We start from the raw sequence: 17,051 nt of genomic DNA on the forward strand, positions 1-17,051 counted from the left end.
GTTCAATCATCTTAACTACTGCCGGGCAGATAAGAATAGATGGAGGAGCGAGGAGAAGTATTATGAGTAAGCGGTGGACACCTGATAGCTGGAGAGCAATGCCCGTTCAGCAGATGCCGGAATATCCGGATATTGCTGAACTGAAGGATGTTGAAGGTCAGCTTAAGGCATTTCCTCCGCTCGTGTTTGCGGGTGAGGCCAGAAAGCTGAAAGCAGCCTTGGCAAAGGTTGCTAACGGTGAGGCATTCCTGCTGCAGGGTGGTGATTGTGCTGAGAGCTTTGAAGAGCATTCTGCTGATAACATCCGCGACTTCTTCCGCCTGTTTCTCCAGATGTCAGTTGTGCTGACATTCGCCGGTGGTTCGCCTGTTGTAAAAGTTGGGCGCGTGGCTGGCCAGTTTGCAAAGCCACGTTCTGCGCCAACTGAAACAATGGATGGCGTTGAGCTGCCAAGTTATCGCGGCGATATTATCAGTGATATCGCTTTCACTGAAGAAGGGCGTCGCCCTAATCCGCAGCGTCAGCTGATGGCCTATCGCCAGTCTGCCGCAACGCTGAACCTGCTGCGTGCGTTTGCAAATGGTGGCTATGCCAACCTTGAGAATGCCCATCGCTGGATGCTCGGCTTTGTTAAGGATAGCCCTCAGTCTTCACGTTATAACGGTATTGCCCAGCGCATTACGGAAACTATTGAGTTCATGCGTGCTATCGGTATTACACCTGATACGCAGCCTGAAATGCGTTCAACGGATTTCTATACCAGCCATGAAGCACTGCTTCTTGGTTACGAAGAAGCCCTCACACGCGTCGACTCGACAACAGGTGATTGGTACTCGACTTCCGGCCATATGCTCTGGATCGGTGACCGTACACGTCAGCCAGATCATGCACATATTGAATATATGCGTGGTGTTCAAAACCCAATTGGTTTGAAATGTGGTCCATCGCTTGATGCTGATGGTCTCCTGAAGCTGATCGACATTCTGAATCCACAGAATGAGCCCGGTCGTCTGACACTGATTGCCCGTTATGGTTCTGACAAGATCGGGGAACACTTCCCGGCTCTGCTTCGTGCGATCAAGAAGGAAGGCCGTTCTGTTGTCTGGTCATGTGATCCGATGCATGGCAACACAGTGAAAGCCGGCGCTTATAAAACACGCCCATTCGATATGATCATGAGTGAAGTTCGCTCATTCTTCGAGATTCACAGTGCTGAAGGGACGCATGCTGGTGGTATCCATCTTGAGATGACCGGTAAGAATGTCACTGAATGTACAGGTGGTGCGCGGGCTCTGACAGAAGCTGATCTGAGAGACCGTTATCACACCTACTGTGATCCGCGTCTGAATTCAGAACAGGCTCTGGAAATTGCCTTCCTCACAGCTGAGCTGATCCGCAAGGAACGTGAGGCAAAAGGTCCGAGAGTTTATGTTGCGGCCGAATAAAAAATAAGAGATTAATAAGAAGAGGAGCAATATTTGCTCCTCTTTTTTTGTGCTACGGTGGGGCGGTCAGAGGAGCCCCAAGATTTCGGAAGAGACATAATGCAGATACTCATGGTTATTCTTCCGGTTTTCTCTGTCTATGCTCTGGGCTATTTTGGTTATCATTATCTGAAACCTGATATTGCCGGGCTGGCACGTCTGAGCGTTTATCTGATGCTGCCGTTCCTGTGCTTTGATATGTTTTATCGGCATGAGCTATCTTTTTCTGACATCTATCTGATCATCTATACTGTCATTCTGACATACATACTGATTGCTATCATTTATGTTTTAGCGCGGCTGTTGAAGTACAACACCAAAGACGGCAGTGCACTGATTTTAAGCTCTGTCTTTATGAATAGTGGCAATTACGGAATTCCCGTTGTTCTTCTCGCTTTTGGCGAGGAAGGACGCCCTATTGTTATTTTTCTGACAGTTTTTCATGGTGTACTTCAGGCAACGATAGGCATCTATTATGCGGCCAAAGGGGGCGGTGCGGGAAGTGTCGGGATTAAGGCCCCATTACTTGCTGTCGTACGCATGCCGGTTATCCATGCCATCGTGCTTGGATTTCTGTTTCAGAAACTGGGTATTCATATTTCAGAAAACTTCATGGTCTGTATTGAGATGGTTGGAAACGCTTCAATTCCAACTGCTATGATTGTTCTCGGTATGCAGCTCGCTACAATTTCTTTGAAGCATGTTGATCTTTTGAAAACTGCTATTGCCGTTACACTCAAGCTTTTGATTTCTCCGGTTCTGGCTTATCTGCTTGTCTTTTTTATGCCAGTAGATCCCCTGATTAAGAAGGTGTTCGTTCTGACTGCTGGTATGCCAACTGCTGCAAATACAACTATTCTGGCTTTACAATTTGACACTGATGCCAAGTTTGTCTCAGCTGTAACATTTATTACGACGCTTCTCAGTCTTGTGACTGTTTCGGCCCTTTTATATTTTATGAAAACTGGGCTGATCGCTTTTTAATTATTATTTTTAGACTATCTTTTGGCTGGGACCTCTGCTGAAAAATTTCTTACAAAAATTTTCTAATACCGCAGTCTTGTCTTCTGATTTTATGCTCTAGATATCGAAGTGAAGTTCTTAGTTTTCTAGGTGTTGGCTCGCAACGTGCGCCTCATCAGAGAAATTTGAACTTTCGCTTATGAGGTAGTGTGTAATGTTCAGCTTAAAAAGCAATAGAATTAGCCATATAAATTATTTTGCAATTAGTTTTGTAATATTGAATGGCTTTTCCATCGCCGGGGCTATGGATTATACAAGTACAGTTGAAGCAACGACGACGCCAATTATGCTGCAAGGCGGAGATCGTGTTGCCGTAACAGGTAAAAAACCGGCTATGCACTCCGGTAATGTTTACGGTACTATTACTGTGCAAAATGGTGGTATCTACGCGACCAATCTCAACGGTACATCACAAGGCATCATTACTGTTGACGCTGCTGGTGGCGTTATTGATATTGGCACGGGCTCTATTCTGATTGGTGAGGGATATGGCACTGAAACGGGTACCATCGGTTCAACGGGTATTTATACTTATGGCGCCAACAGCCTTATCAGAGCGCGTAATGTCACCATCACAGTGACTTCTGATGACCCCTATGGTGCCTATACCAGAAATAGCAGCACGATTAATTTAACAGGACTGTCAACAATCAGCGTCACCGGACGGAGTGTTGGTCCATCCGGTCCGGTTCGTCATGCCTATGCACTTGCATCTTATAATTCAGGTATTCTGAATGCTGAGAATGTGAATGTAACGATTGCTCCAGCTGCCGGTAATGTTATTCCTGAAGCATATGCTGCCTGGACAACCTCTCAGGGGCTCATCAATGTTGCTGGCAATCTGGAGGCCTCAGTCAAGGGAACGCAAACAGCTTTTGCATATTCCTCCGGTACCTCTTCAGAGGTTAAGCTCAACAACGTAAGTGGTACATCAACAGCAACAGGTGGAGGTGCTTATGCACTCTATTCCTCATCGGGTGCACGTATTGCTGTTAGCGGCGCTATCAATGGTCAGGTGAGCAGTGATACCTCCACCGTATTGGTACGGGCTGGTTCAAATACAGCAATCTCCTGGCTCGGCGGTGGTACGGTTTCCGGTACTGGGCCAACAGGTGGTGCAATCCTTATGGACGGTAATGCCTCTACAATTGATGTTGCCAATATTAAAGCTGACTTTGTCGGACAAAATAGTGGCTATGCCATCAATAGTTCTATTACATCTTCCGGCGGCTCCACGATTAATGTTACAAACAGCGTTCTTTCCAGCAACTATGACGGTATTGTCATCAGCAGTGGTACGCTCAATCTGAATATGAATAGCGTCACATTAAACAACGGTTCTGGTAATGCCATTGTTGTTAACGACGCCAAGAAAGTACAGTCTGTCCTTAATCTCAATGCCGTCAGCTCACATTTTAAGGGGATTGCCACAACGGGTAGCAATAGCCTTTCCAATCTTGCTTTGACAGGCAGTGACTGGCTGATGACGGGTAACTCAGAAGTTACCTCAATTGCGAATAATGCCAGTACAATTACCTTTGCCCCTGCCGGAGCAAGTGCGTTCAAAACATTATCCGTTACGAACTATACGGGTGCGGGTGGTAATATTGTACTGAATACCGTTCTCGGTGGTACAGGGTCGCCTAGTGATCGGCTTGTTATTCTCAATGGCGGCTCCGCAAGTGGTACAACCAACTTATTCATTAATCAGGTTGGCGGTACCGGTTCTCAGATTGTCGGTGATGGTATTCTTGTCGTCGAGGCACAGGGAAGTGCGACGACAACAACTTCGGCTTTCCGCCTTGGACAGCGTGTTGCTGCTGGTGCTTATGAGTATTCACTTGTTCGTGGTGGATCAGCTTCAGCAGATAGCTGGTACCTGACAGATCGTTATGTCGGAGAGGAAACCGGTGGCGGTTTTGTTCCCGATGAAAATACCGAAGAAAAGACACCGAATTATCGTGCTGAAATGCCACTGGCCATGGCTATGCCACCCGTTGCCCTTGAATATGGCTATTCGGTTCTTGGAACATTGCACGAGCGTATCGGTGATCCACGCCCGAACCCGCTTAAGCCTGTTTATGAAGAACGTGTTGTTCGCGGTAAAAAGGGTAAGCTGGAGACAGTTAGAGTTCTGGCTGAGCCAACACTTGCTGATGAACAGAGATGGTTCTCAGGTGGCTGGGCGCGGGTTATTGGTGATCGTGGTATTCGCGATAACAATAATTTTAAGCGCCGTGGTCCGGATTATAACTATACCTTTGGTGCTGTTCAGGTCGGCATGGATATCTATGGCCGCCAGTCGGCGGCTGGTGATCTTGATAAGGCCGGTGTTTATTTTGCTTACGGTAATATTGATACAGACGTTAAGCGTGCTTCTAACAAAGGCAACGCTGGCTCTGTACTAATGGATGCCTATACAATCGGTGCTTATTGGACTCATATAGCTGCAGCAGGCTGGTATACTGATGCTGTTGTGCAGGGCACGTGGTATTCGACAGATGCCAAGTCCATCTATGGTCCGCGCCTTAAACCTGATGGTTTTGGTTTCCTTGCCTCTCTGGAAGGTGGTTACAGCTTCAAGCTGGATAATGGCTGGATTATTGAACCACAGGCACAGATTGCCTACCAGAGGGTTTCATTTGATAGCGTGTCTGATGCTTATGGACGCTTTAAATTTGATGATGGTGAATCAGTCAGAGGACGTATTGGCGTTCGCTTCTCAAAAGACTGGGAAGTTTCAATCGAAGGCAAGCCACGTTTGATAACAACTTGGCTGAGAGCAAACATATGGCATGAATTCGGAGGCAAACTGAAAACAACTGCGACAGACATTTATGGTCTTAACTCGGTAACTCTGGGCTCGTCTTTACAGGGCACCTGGGGTGAAATCGGGGCCGGTATCTCCGGTCAGGTGGCGGATCAGGTGTCTCTCTTCGGTACGGCTGCCTATAATCACTCGCTTGATAACAAGGGACGTGAATCATGGAATGGCCGGCTGGGCGTTGTTGTGAAGTGGTAAGTTGAAAGCTCCCAAGGTGAGTGCCAGATATTCCTCCGGCATAAGCCAGAAAGCGGTAATCTGTTGTATCAGGTTGCCGCTTTTTTTTTATTTGCTACAGGCCATCATAATGGCCAGATACCTGCTTGCATGAAAGCAAGATGCTCAGGCTTCTGATCAAGCCTTTCCAAATACCTTTTTGTATGGCAAAACAAACTGCTTGAACTATACGTCAGCTTTGATGCTAAGTAATGGAATTAAAAAATGAAATTAGCTATTGCGCTTGCTCAGCTAAACCCAATTGTTGGTGATCTTGCAGGTAATGCCGAAAAAGCAGTTTCAGCCAGAAATAAAGCAGCAGAAGCAGGCGCTGACCTTATCGCTTTTCCCGAATTGTTTTTGTCAGGTTATTCGCCTGAGGACTTGGTTCTTAAACCGGCATATCAGGATGCATGTCGCTCCGCCTGTGAAGAGCTGGCGAAAATCACTGCTGATGGTGGCCCTGCCATATTGATTGGCTTGCCATGGGTTGAGGAGGGGAAACTTTATAATGCTTACGCCCTGTTAGAGGGTGGTGTTGTCGCTGCCCTGAGATTTAAAGTTGCATTACCGAATTATGGTGTTTTTGATGAAAAGAGGGTGTTTTCATCAGGGGAGCTCTCCGGCCCGATCTCTTTTAAGGGCGTTCGCATTGGTGTTCCGATCTGTGAAGATATCTGGACTGATGAAGTTGTTGAATGCCTTACGGAAACAGGTGCTGAGCTGTTGCTGGTGCCTAATGGCTCTCCTTATTGGGGTGACAAGCAGAATGAGCGTCTGAATATCGCTGTTGCCCGTGTCACCGAGAGCCATCTACCCTTGATCTACCTGAACCAGATTGGTGGTCAGGATGAAGTTATCTATGACGGCGCATCCTTTATTCTGCAGTCGGATTGTCAGCTTGCCGGCCAACTGCCTTCTTTTCAGGAGAATGTGGCAATCACACAATGGGAAAAAACAGATCATGGCTGGCTTTGTACGGATGCACCAAAGCATGTGCCGGTAACAGGTCCTGAAGCAAATTATCAGGCCTGTGTATTAGGGTTGCGGGACTACGTTGAGAAGAACCGTTTTCCAAGTGTTATTCTGGGGTTGTCGGGCGGTATCGATTCCGCACTCTGTACGGCAATGGCTGTTGATGCTCTTGGGGCCGAGCGTGTGCGTTGTGTCATGCTGCCATATCATTATACATCCAAGGAATCGCTGATTGATGCGGAGCGGTGTGCCAAGCTGCTTGGTGTGCAATACGATATCGTGCCGATTGCGGCTGGTGTTGAAGGTGTTGAATCTGAGTTGGCTCCGCTCTTTAAAGGCGCACAGCGTGGTGTAACGGAAGAAAACATCCAGAGCCGAATTCGCGGTGTCATACTGATGTCACTCTCCAACAAGTTTGGCAGCATGGTTGTGACGACTGGTAATAAATCAGAGATGTCGGTTGGCTATGCAACACTTTATGGAGATATGAACGGTGGCTTTAATCCCATAAAAGATCTCTACAAGACAGAGGTTTACAGCTTGAGTGCGTTACGCAATAGCTGGAAGCCTCTTGACGCACTGGGGCCAGATGGAGAGGTTATTCCAGTTAATATTCTGACAAAAGCTCCAACGGCAGAGTTGCGTGAGAACCAGACCGATCAGGATAGTCTGCCGCCTTATGCTGTTCTGGATGATATTCTCGAATGTCTGGTTGAGCGTGAAATGCGGGTCAGTGAGATCATTGCCAGAGGTCATGTGCCAGAGGTTGTTCATAAAATTGAACACTTGCTTTATATGGCTGAATACAAACGCCGCCAATCAGCTCCAGGTGTTAAAGTGACAGAAAAGAATTTTGGTCGGGATCGCCGCTATCCGATTGTCAATCGATTTCGGGACCGCACCTAATACCTGACAGTCTTTCTGATACAAAAGTATCTGGAGGCTTCTTTTAAATTCAAATACAGTTGTTCTTAGTTGAGGATAAAGCTATGCCTTGCTTTCCAGCATAGGCTGAGGATTTTCCATGTCAGAAACTGTTATATCGACATCGCCCCCTCAAAATCGTTTGCCGCCAGTTCATGAGGTTAAGTGTCATGAACTGTTTATCGGATTCTTCCTGATTGGCATCGTTGGTTTTGGCGGCGTGATGCCATGGATTCGTCGTATGGTTGTTGAACAGAGACGTTGGCTTTCTGAGGAAGAATTCATCAATATGCTTTCAATCTGCCAGATACTTCCCGGCGCAAATGTGGGGAATATGGCTGTGTGTCTGGGCTCTCGCTTTGCCGGAATAAGAGGATCGGTGAGTGCAATTGCCGGGCTTTTTACGGCGCCATTCTTTATCGTTATTTTGTTCGCGATTTTCTATTCAAAATATGCTGGCGTTCCGTTTGTAGAGAATATATTCCGCGGTGTTTCTGCGGCGGCTTCCGGACTTGTGATTTCGATGGGCATCAAGATCATGCTGCCTGTTTGCCGAACGCCGCATGCGATCATCGTAACAATACTGGCTGTTATGGGTATTACGGTTCTCAAGCTGCCACTTCTGTGGGTTGTTGCGATTCTTGCGCCCGCAAGCATCCTTGTCTTGTGGCTGCTCGGGAGACGCTAATGGATCAGGGAAAAATACTGGGCCAGCTTGCTCTCAACTTCGGGCTTATTTCTCTCATTGCGTTTGGTGGAGCAAGTGCCGCTTTACCAGAGATGCACCGTATGGTTGTTGACCTGAACCACTGGATGGACAGCACGACCTTTACCCATCTCTTCGCTCTGGCTCAGGCGGCGCCGGGGCCAAATGTTATGGTGGTCACCCTGATTGGCTGGCAGGTTGCAGGTTTTATGGGGGCAGTTGTAGCAACAGTGGCGATGGTTTTACCTGCCTTCTGCCTGACCTATACCGTCTCGCGATTACTGCCACGCTGGGGCAGTAAATCATGGTATCGCTTGGCAGAGCGTGGGCTTGCACCTGTGACCGTTGGTCTGGTTCTTGCCAGTGCGTTTCTCTTAACAAAAACAACCAGCGACAGCATCGGAACAATCCTTATCACAATTGCTGCAGTACTCTATATACTGGTTGCAAAGAAAAACCCGCTTCACATTCTCGCCCTAGGTGCTCTGTTGGGGGCCTTTGGAGTCATTTGAGGTATTTAACTGGGAATTTCTATCGCTCCGTGTAAAAGGCGATTGTATTCATGAGAGCGCTTCGTCATAAGGCATAACATGACAAAACCTATCGTACGCTTTGCACCTTCACCTACTGGGCTCATTCATATCGGCAATGCCAGAACGGCTCTGCTCAATGCGCTGTTCGCACGACGCGAGGGCGGTAGCTTCATTTTGCGTTTTGATGATACCGATCTGGAGCGTTCCCGTCAGGAGTATATTGATGCAATAACCGTTGATTTAGGCTGGTTGGGTATAGAACCTGCTCGTGTTGAGTATCAGTCGAAACGATTTGGTATTTACGATGAGGTTGCAGAGCGTTTGCGTAAAGCCGGGCTGCTTTATGCCTGTTATGAAACGGCGGAAGAACTTGAAATGCGTCGTCGCCGCCAGCTGGCCCGTGGTTTGCCACCTGTCTATGACAGAGCAGCACTTAAACTGGCAGATGAAGACCGCAAGGATCTGGAAGCCCAGGGACGCCGCCCGCACTGGCGCTTCAAGCTCGATCATCGCGTTGTTACATGGAATGATCTGATCCGGGGTGAGTGTAAGGTTGATTGTGCTTCTCTGTCTGACCCTGTCCTGATCCGAGAAGATGGGACATATCTCTACACATTGCCATCGGTAACAGATGACGCAGATATGGGCGTAACCCATATTATTCGTGGTGAAGACCATGTCACCAATACAGCTGTGCAGGTGCAGATATTCGAAGCTCTGGGAGCTGATGTCCCTGTCTTTGGGCATCATAATCTTTTGACAACAGCACGCGGTGAGGGGCTTTCAAAACGTTTGGGCCACCTGTCTCTGTCTTCATTGCGTGAAGATGGTATGGAGCCGATGGCTGTTGCCTCTTTGGCTGTTCTGGTTGGCTCCGCTGAAGCTGTTCGTGCGATCCCGACACTGGATGAACTGGCTGCGCTTATTGATTTCTCGCATATTTCCCGTGCGCCAGCCAAATTTGATGAGCATGAACTTGAGCATCTGAATGCCCGGCTCGTGCATGAAATGCCTTATGCGGTTGCAGAAGCACGTCTTAAAGCACTTTCAATCGAAGGTGGTGAGGATTTCTGGTTAGCGGTTCGTACAAATCTTGTCCGTCTGCCACAGGCGCGTGAATGGTGGGATGTGGTCAATGGGCCTATTACACCGGTTATTGAGAACCCGGATTTCATTGCAAAAGCCGCTGCCGTGCTTCCAGAAGCTCCGTGGGATACAACAATATGGAAGCAGTGGACGGAAGCAGTGAAGGCAGAAACGGGTGCTAAGGGTAAAGACCTGTTTATGCCTTTGCGGCTTGCTGTAACGGGTGTTGGGCATGGCCCAGAACTTGCTGCTCTCCTTCCTCTGATTGGCCGGGATAAAACCCTGCAAAGACTGAGTGGCAAAAAGGCCTGAAGCAAGATTAGTGAATAGCCAAGATTAAAGACTTATTTCATATGCATCTGATGATAGTGTTGAGACACTATCATTCGATTCGGAGAAGAGTCTTTTAAGTATGGCTGATGTTTGCTCTGCCGGTGTTGACACAGGTTTTGTTGCACTTGGGTATTCTAAAATTGCAACACTTGGTGTCGTTCAGGGCATATCCGAGCTTTTACCCATCTCCTCAACTGCACATATGCGTATTGTCCCAGCAGCCTTTGGCTGGCAGGACCCGGGTTCAGCCTTCTCCGCTGTGATGCAACTGGCGGCACTTGTTGCGGTTGTCAGCTATTTCTGGCGTGATATCCGGAATATTGTGTTTGGTTCTGTTACAGCCATCCGCACGGGTGATTATTACAGCCCATGGTTACGCCTGGCGATTGGTATTGTTCTTGCGACACTCCCGATTGCGATTGTGGGCTTTGCAATGTCCCAAAGCCTGAATGCCTGCGGAACGTGGCTGCGCAGTATTGAGGTCATGGGTTTTAGCTGTATTGTCATGGCTGTACTGATGGCAGGGGCTGAAATTACCTGCAGTCATTATCGCAATACAGAGGGCATGGGTCTGCGTGATGCATTGATTGTTGGTCTGGCTCAGGTCGGGGCCCTTATTCCGGGTGTTTCGCGTTCAGGCTCCACGCTGACAGCAGCGTTGTTTTTAGGTTTCCGGCGCGAAGAGGCAGCACGCTTTTCATTCCTGATCGGTATGCCTGCGATTTTTCTGGCAGGGATGAAAGAGCTATGGGTTCTTTATAACGCTGAGCTCTCGCAGGAAGCATGGATGATGCTTGGCTGGGGGCTTCTGATTGGCAGTATTTCCGCTTTTGTTGCGGTTTGGGGTTTGATGCGCTTTCTTGAGAAATTCTCAACATGGCCCTTCATCATTTATCGCGGACTGCTTGGGCTTGTTTTACTGGGTGCTGCGTTTGGTGGTTTTATCAGTTGAAATAAAAAAGCCTGCGGGAAATATCACGCAGGCTTTTGATATTTGACTGTGAGAAAGTTTAATTACTTTCGCCTTCATCCGTCAGATTAGCTGGCAGTGATGATGGTGTAATAACGCGGATCGTGCGTTTGCTGCCATCGCTGGCCTTACCTTCAATCTTTACACCTTCATTCACTCCAACAACACGGCCACTTTCAATGGACTGTGGGCCGATACCGGCAGATTCACGACCTGCTGTCGGTGCCGATTCACCTTCTTTTGCAGCGGCCTGGGATTCTGCCGTTTCAGCCTGTTCAGCCTTTTTGGCGATTGCAGCCTGCTTACGCATTGCAGGTGCACGAGACATTTCAGCCGCGCGTTCTGCGCTGACAATGGTGTCGTGTCTGTCTAGAAGTTGTTCAGCGCCCTGTAAAACTTCAGACCATTTCTGGTTGTCTGCTTTGCAGTTACATGATGGGTCACGTACCTGAAGGAATTTGAAGGCATTTGGCAAGGATGTATACGGCGTATGGCCTGATACAGATGCCGCAAACTTCAGACCGTCATCTGAGGCTGGCATTGAGAAGGCGCGGGTATCTGCAGCAGGGCAGAGTGCCTGACACATTTCATCCGCGCTTCCACGCCCTGAATTTGAAAGTGGGAAATTATATCCATCACACAGGCGCACGCATACAACGCGGCTACCACCCAGACGTGGTGTAGAAGGATCTTCAGCAATAGGTGCATTCGGATCCTGCATCTGCTGCTGTCCCGGATCATTTCCAAACAGGCGATCAAAGAAATTACGGTTATCACCGCCACCAGAACAGCTGCGGTTGATTGCTGCGATCAGTTGCTGGCGACGTGCATCAACTTCTGCGCGGGATGGCTCCAGTCTTCCAAGGCTTGCTTCCATGCCCCGAATGCGCTGGGCAATAGCCGGGCATTCTTCAGGTGGAGGTGATGAGAAGAAGAAACCACGGCGGTTACACCCGATAGAGGTGTAATATCCTCTCATCCGCTCAAGTTCTTGCCTTTGACGAAGAACAGCCTGAGAAGCGCCACCGGTCCGGTTAAGATTATCCAGCTCGGCTCTGAAGCGGTTACATTCAGGGCTTTGTGCAAAAGCACTACCTGATATAATAAAAAGGCCTGCAACTAAAGCCGATGTGAGAAATGCACGAAAAGCCATAAAACAGCTTGTCCTAAAATTGGTTTCAATAATCAGGGCGGTATAGCATTGCCCTTTTGAAACGTAAAACGTGTCCGTATTGTGATTAACGTGAGTTGAAGCAAGTTGAAAGTGGCACTTTCCATATTTAACTTATTTATTGGAAGTTCAGAGAAAATGTTTATGAAATTTTTTCTGGGCTTGATATGCCAAGCTTGGGACATATCAATACAATGAGCAGATATCGGTAAGAGATGAGGACAGGAAATGATAACTGGTAAAATAACAGGAAAATGGCTGGCTATCGCAATAACTGTCACAGGCGCACTTCTCGCTCAGGCTTTGTTGACGAGTGCGCATGCTGCTGATGACCGTGACCTACTCTTTAAAAAGTCAATTGTCTGGCGTGCGCTGACGCCGAATGACAAGCTGGCGGTTTACGGTATGGACGACCCGGTTATTGAAGGTGTCGCCTGTCATTACACCCTGCCAGAAATTGGCGGGGTTTCCGGTACGCTTGGCATGGCGGAGGAAGTCTCTGATATCTCCATCTCTTGCCGCCAGTATGGTCAGGTAAAGTTCAAAGAGAAATTCGAACAGGGCTCAGAAGTTTTCAGAGAACGACGTTCTCTGGTTTTCAAACGGATGCACATTGTGCGCAGCTGTGACCCTAAACGTAATATCATGGTCTATATGGTTTATTCAGACAGACCGATTGAAGGATCACCTAAGAACTCAACATCAAGTTTTGCCATTCAGCCGTGGGGTGGAGAAGAGGCTCCCCAGCGCTGTTCTGACTGGCTGAAATAGTTTCAGCGTGCGCAAGTCACCAGAAACGGGATGTCTTTCATTCCCTGGACAAGGCTTCCCTTCTGTAGCTTCGTGATACTGGCCGTCATATCTTCAGCAGAGGCTTCTCCAAATGAGACCAGCTTGTTAAAGCCCTTTGAAGAGCAGATTGAGGTTGCTGCTGCCTGACCACATTCATTGTGCTCTGAAAGACATTCTGTAATTCCGCTGCCATGGTTGCGGGGAATAAAGAAAGTCTGCTCTGAGGTCTGTATCTCAGGCGTATTGTCCTGTTCGATGATGCTGGCAAAAGAACCAGCGGCAATCACAAGAAAGCTCAGGAAACCGGCAAAGAACAACACAGGGCGCATGGAAGACCTCGGCGCAACAGAAGATTTAGTTGAGATATAATGGTTTGCCGTACAGATTTGGCTGAAGCGTAAATCCGTACGAGGGCATTTAGGCACAGATGCATGAAGAAAGTTTAAACGCGATCTGCTTGTCAGAGCTTGACGTATGAATATTCAACAGCAATAGCTTTCGAAGGCTCTCAGAATAAACGTGAATAGGTTGATGATGCTGTCGGAACTGAAATTTTATAATACGCTGACACGTTCAAAGGATCGCTTTACTCCCATCGATCCGGAAAATGTACGCGTTTATGCATGTGGCCCGACAGTTTATGATTTTGCCCATATCGGTAACGCACGACCTATCATCGTTTTTGATCTTATGTTCCGTTTGCTCCGCCATGTTTATGGCGTTGAGCATGTTACCTATGTTCGGAATATTACGGATGTTGACGATAAAATTAATGCCCGTGCGATGGAGCGTGGTGTTTCCATTCGTGAGGTGACGGAAGAAACAGCCAGGCAGTTCCATGATGATATTCGGGAACTCGGCGTATTGATGCCGGAAGATGTCAATCTACCAGGGCAAAAACCATCCTTTATTGAGCCGCGTGCAACGGAGCATATCGCCGAAATGCGTGTGCTGATTGATAAGCTGGTAGAGAATGGCCATGCTTATGTTGCTGAAGATCATGTATTATTCAGTGTTCCATCCATGCAGGACTACGGTTCTCTGTCACGCCGCCCATTAGATGAAATGGAAGCCGGCGCCCGTGTCGATGTTGCGCCTTATAAGCGCTCACCAATGGATTTCGTCTTATGGAAGCCATCCAAGCCGGGTGAGCCGTCATGGGACTCGCCTGCCGGAATTACAGTTTGCGGACGTCCGGGATGGCATATTGAATGCTCGGCGATGTCGTGGAAACATCTGGGTGAAACATTTGATATCCACGGTGGTGGTATTGATCTGGTCTTTCCTCACCATGAGAATGAGATTGCCCAAAGCCGTTGCTGCTTTGGTACATCTGTTATGGCCAATGTATGGATGCATAACGGTTTCTTACAGGTTGAGGGTGAAAAGATGTCCAAGTCATTGGGCAACTTCATTACAATCCGTGAGGCGCTTGCTGACTGGCCGGGTGAGGTGCTTCGTTTTAATATGCTGCGCACTCATTACAGGCAGCCGTTTGACTGGACTGTTCGTGGGCTGGAGGAGAGCGAGAAGATACTCAATCGCTGGTATGCCTTGCTCAAGGAGTTTGATGTCTCGTCAATTAAGCCTTCATTGAGTGCGAAGGTGATTGAAGCACTTGCTGATGATCTCAATACACCTAAAGCCATTGCTGAACTGCATGGACTGGATTCTTCCGGCCAAAAGGAAGAGCTGATTGCCAACTTACGGGCTCTTGGTTTCCTCAAAGATACTCTGGAGCAGTGGGCAGCAAGGCGGGCATCTGTCGTTTCAGTTGATGCAGATGCTGTTGAGGCGCTGATCGCAGAGCGTAAACAGGCACGCGCGGATAAAAACTGGGCAGAGTCAGATCGTTTGCGTGATGCACTCGCTGCAATGGGTGTTGTTGTTAAAGACAACAAGGATGGCACCACAACATGGGAAGTTTCCCGCTAAAATTATATGTTCCCGGGCGGTTGTTTTATGACCGCCCGTTTCTTTTTCATTGACTTCAAGGCTTAATAGGCCCATATCGCACGGGTAAGCATTTTTAGATGCTCAGGGCAATGCCTGCGTGAAGCGCCTGTTTGTCAGGTCCGGTAAGCCCCTAAACAATTTCCTTAGACGCCATCTTGTCACGCGGATCGTCTCGTTACCTCCGCATTACAGACCCGGTTGGGATTCCAGCCGGGTGCGTCTGTTGTGCTATCTGAAAGTTTGTAATTTGACACAATTTAGTGACCTCGGTCTGGCTGCGCCTCTGCTTAAAGCATTAAGTGCAGAAGGCTATGAAAAGCCGACTCCAATTCAGCAGCAGGCTATTCCTCACGTTCTTGCAGGCCATGATCTTTGCGGTATTGCCCAGACCGGTACAGGCAAGACAGCTGCCTTTTCCCTGCCTTTGCTGCAGCATATTTCACAATCTTCCAAACCTTTGAAGCCAAAGCATTGTCGGGCACTCATTCTGAGCCCAACACGTGAGTTGGCAAGCCAGATTGCCGATAACGTCAAGAGCTATGGTCGTTTTCTGAAAGTATCAACCACGGTTATCTTTGGTGGTGTACCTGTACCGCGTCATGAAAAGCAGATGCTGCGCGGAACAGACGTGCTTGTTGCAACACCGGGCCGTCTGCTTGATCTGATTGATCGCAGAGCGCTTAATCTTTCAGATGTTGATTATCTTGTTCTGGATGAAGCTGACCAGATGCTTGATCTTGGCTTCATTCATGCACTGCGTCGTATCGTGACATTGTTGCCTAAGCAGCGTCAGACACTTTTCTTTTCGGCAACTATGCCAAAGACAATCGCATCACTTGCTGCGCAGTTTCTCAAAGATCCGATTGAAGTTTCTGTATCGCCAGTTTCATCAACTGCAGAGCGTGTCTCTCAGCAGGTTGTCTTCGTTGGAACACCACAGAAGCAGTCAATGCTTGAGCGTGTTCTGAATACCCATGCCATTGAGCGTGCATTGATCTTCACACGTACAAAACACGGTGCTGATCGTGTTGTGAAGCATCTTTCCCGCGTTAATGTGAAGGCATCCGCTATTCATGGTAACAAGTCTCAGGCCAAGCGTGAGCAGGCTCTGAAGGCATTCCGTGCCGGTGATGTTCCGATATTGATTGCAACAGATATTGCTGCACGTGGTATTGACGTAGATGGTGTCTCACACGTCATCAACTTCGATTTGCCAAACGTTCCTGAATCCTATGTTCACCGTATTGGCCGTACTGCTCGTGCAGGCGCTGAAGGTATGGCTATTTCCTTCTGTAATAAGGAAGAGCGGGCTTATCTGCGGGATATTGAGCGTCTGATTCGTCAGAAAGTACCGGTCATGCCAACACCGGCAGATCTTGAGAAAACAGCCTTTGAACCAGATGTTTCCGTCTTCACTGATGAAGAAGAAAAGAAACGTGGTGGCCGTCGTGGCAGTAAGCCACGTCCAGAGCGTGGTGCACATGAAAATACATCCCGTGCTCGTGATGGACAGAGCCGTGATGATCGTCCGAAGAAGAACAGGGACGAGCAATTTGGCAAGGCCACAGAATGGCAGAAAAAGGATAAGCCTTTCAAGAAGGGGCCTAAACCTGACAGTGCGAGAAAGTTTGACAAGCCAAAGAAGAGATCAGACTTTGAGCCACGTGCAACAGAGTTCTCCAGCTTTGAAGGTGAAGCTCGCAGAGCTCCAAAGTCTTCTGCACCAAGAAAGTCAGATTCTCCAAGAAAGTCGGATTCTTGGAAATCCGATTCCCGTAAGTCTGATCAGAAGAGATCAGAGCCACGGAAATTCGAAGGCAACAAAACTTCTGAAGTAAAAAGAAGTTCAGAAGGCAAAAAGTCTTTTGAAGGTAAGAGGTCTTTTGAGGGCAGAGGATTTGGTGACAAGAACTTTGCAGACAGAGGCTCTTCAAGAGGTGGCGAGGGCAGAAGCTTCAGCCGTCCATCTTCTGCGAAGAAGAAGTTTTCCGGTCGTAACAATCCGCGCAGTGCCGCACCAACCGGTGATGCAACCTTGAGAAAATCAAGCAAGCGCTA

Annotated in this window: 12 protein-coding genes and 1 pseudogene; 11 read left to right on the forward strand and 2 right to left on the reverse strand. The window is 48.2% G+C overall.

Translation table 11 applies throughout. From position 1 onward, the window contains the following. Window positions 1–62 precede the first annotated feature (62 nt). The 8 genes from WJT86_RS05270 (at window position 63) to WJT86_RS05305 (ending at window position 11,056) form a co-directional block, all read left to right on the forward strand. Entirely contained in the window at window positions 63–1,445 is a 1,383-nt protein-coding gene (locus tag WJT86_RS05270) for a class II 3-deoxy-7-phosphoheptulonate synthase (protein ID WP_346336481.1), read from the forward strand. A gap of 99 nt (window positions 1,446–1,544) precedes the next feature. Beyond that, complete coding sequence (locus tag WJT86_RS05275) at window positions 1,545–2,468, forward strand: AEC family transporter (RefSeq protein WP_346336482.1); 924 nt, start codon at window positions 1,545–1,547, stop codon at window positions 2,466–2,468. Window positions 2,469–2,751: 283 nt separating this feature from the next. Next, window positions 2,752–5,529: an autotransporter family protein gene (locus WJT86_RS05280; RefSeq protein ID WP_346336483.1), complete on the forward strand. Its 2,778-nt coding sequence runs from the start codon at window positions 2,752–2,754 to the stop codon at window positions 5,527–5,529. Between the two features lie 243 nt (window positions 5,530–5,772). Beyond that, window positions 5,773–7,428, forward strand: coding sequence for an NAD+ synthase (locus WJT86_RS05285; protein ID WP_346336484.1), 1,656 nt, complete (start codon window positions 5,773–5,775; stop codon window positions 7,426–7,428). A gap of 118 nt (window positions 7,429–7,546) precedes the next feature. After that, the gene (locus WJT86_RS05290) at window positions 7,547–8,134 is read left to right on the forward strand and encodes a chromate transporter (protein WP_346336485.1); all 588 of its coding nucleotides are present in this window, start codon (window positions 7,547–7,549) and stop codon (window positions 8,132–8,134) included. After that, window positions 8,134–8,664, forward strand: a complete 531-nt coding sequence (locus WJT86_RS05295; RefSeq protein ID WP_346336486.1) for a chromate transporter — start codon at window positions 8,134–8,136, stop codon at window positions 8,662–8,664. Before WJT86_RS05290 ends, WJT86_RS05295 begins: the two co-directional genes overlap by 1 nt. A 78-nt stretch (window positions 8,665–8,742) precedes the next feature. After that, entirely contained in the window at window positions 8,743–10,083 is a 1,341-nt protein-coding gene (gene gltX, locus WJT86_RS05300; protein ID WP_346336487.1) for a glutamate--tRNA ligase, read from the forward strand. 100 nt (window positions 10,084–10,183) lie between these two features. Then, window positions 10,184–11,056 carry an undecaprenyl-diphosphate phosphatase gene (locus tag WJT86_RS05305; RefSeq protein ID WP_346336488.1) on the forward strand — a complete coding sequence of 291 codons (873 nt, stop codon included), beginning with the start codon at window positions 10,184–10,186 and terminating at the stop codon, window positions 11,054–11,056. Window positions 11,057–11,114: 58 nt separating this feature from the next. Here the strand turns inward: WJT86_RS05305 and WJT86_RS05310 are convergent, their stop codons facing one another. Continuing rightward, complete coding sequence (locus WJT86_RS05310; RefSeq protein ID WP_346336489.1) at window positions 11,115–12,227, reverse strand: DUF2865 domain-containing protein; 1,113 nt, start codon at window positions 12,225–12,227, stop codon at window positions 11,115–11,117. Between the two features lie 249 nt (window positions 12,228–12,476). Here WJT86_RS05310 and WJT86_RS05315 point away from each other — a divergent pair, with 249 nt between their 5' ends. Further along, entirely contained in the window at window positions 12,477–13,016 is a 540-nt protein-coding gene (locus WJT86_RS05315; protein ID WP_407066927.1) for a CreA family protein, read from the forward strand. Window positions 13,017–13,018: 2 nt separating this feature from the next. Here the strand turns inward: WJT86_RS05315 and WJT86_RS05320 are convergent, their stop codons facing one another. After that, complete coding sequence (locus WJT86_RS05320) at window positions 13,019–13,366, reverse strand: hypothetical protein (RefSeq protein WP_346336491.1); 348 nt, start codon at window positions 13,364–13,366, stop codon at window positions 13,019–13,021. Between the two features lie 205 nt (window positions 13,367–13,571). Here WJT86_RS05320 and cysS point away from each other — a divergent pair, with 205 nt between their 5' ends. Together cysS and WJT86_RS05330 are read left to right on the forward strand one after the other, a co-directional pair. Then, window positions 13,572–14,972: a cysteine--tRNA ligase gene (gene cysS, locus WJT86_RS05325; protein WP_346337050.1), complete on the forward strand. Its 1,401-nt coding sequence runs from the start codon at window positions 13,572–13,574 to the stop codon at window positions 14,970–14,972. Between the two features lie 268 nt (window positions 14,973–15,240). After that, a pseudogene (locus WJT86_RS05330) lies at window positions 15,241–16,746 on the forward strand (DEAD/DEAH box helicase); the annotation flags it as partial. Window positions 16,747–17,051: the final 305 nt, after the last annotated feature.

Origin of the sequence: Hohaiivirga grylli (assembly GCF_039655745.1) — a bacterium.
In the GTDB taxonomy this organism is placed as follows: Bacteria; Pseudomonadota; Alphaproteobacteria; order Rhizobiales; family Beijerinckiaceae; genus Hohaiivirga; species Hohaiivirga grylli.

Excerpts from the sequence above, each read along its gene's own strand:
- WJT86_RS05270 (WP_346336481.1), top strand. The coding sequence starts at position 63 with ATGAGTAAGCGGTGGACACCTGATAGCTGGAGAGCAATGCCCGTTCAG.
- WJT86_RS05275 (WP_346336482.1), top strand. The coding sequence starts at position 1,545 with ATGCAGATACTCATGGTTATTCTTCCGGTTTTCTCTGTCTATGCTCTG.
- WJT86_RS05280 (WP_346336483.1), top strand. The coding sequence starts at position 2,752 with ATGGATTATACAAGTACAGTTGAAGCAACGACGACGCCAATTATGCTG.
- WJT86_RS05285 (WP_346336484.1), top strand. The coding sequence starts at position 5,773 with ATGAAATTAGCTATTGCGCTTGCTCAGCTAAACCCAATTGTTGGTGAT.
- WJT86_RS05290 (WP_346336485.1), top strand. The coding sequence starts at position 7,547 with ATGTCAGAAACTGTTATATCGACATCGCCCCCTCAAAATCGTTTGCCG.
- WJT86_RS05295 (WP_346336486.1), top strand. The coding sequence starts at position 8,134 with ATGGATCAGGGAAAAATACTGGGCCAGCTTGCTCTCAACTTCGGGCTT.
- gltX (WP_346336487.1), top strand. The coding sequence starts at position 8,743 with ATGACAAAACCTATCGTACGCTTTGCACCTTCACCTACTGGGCTCATT.
- WJT86_RS05305 (WP_346336488.1), top strand. The coding sequence starts at position 10,184 with ATGGCTGATGTTTGCTCTGCCGGTGTTGACACAGGTTTTGTTGCACTT.
- WJT86_RS05310 (WP_346336489.1), bottom strand. The coding sequence starts at position 12,227 with ATGGCTTTTCGTGCATTTCTCACATCGGCTTTAGTTGCAGGCCTTTTT.
- WJT86_RS05320 (WP_346336491.1), bottom strand. The coding sequence starts at position 13,366 with ATGCGCCCTGTGTTGTTCTTTGCCGGTTTCCTGAGCTTTCTTGTGATT.
- cysS (WP_346337050.1), top strand. The coding sequence starts at position 13,572 with ATGCTGTCGGAACTGAAATTTTATAATACGCTGACACGTTCAAAGGAT.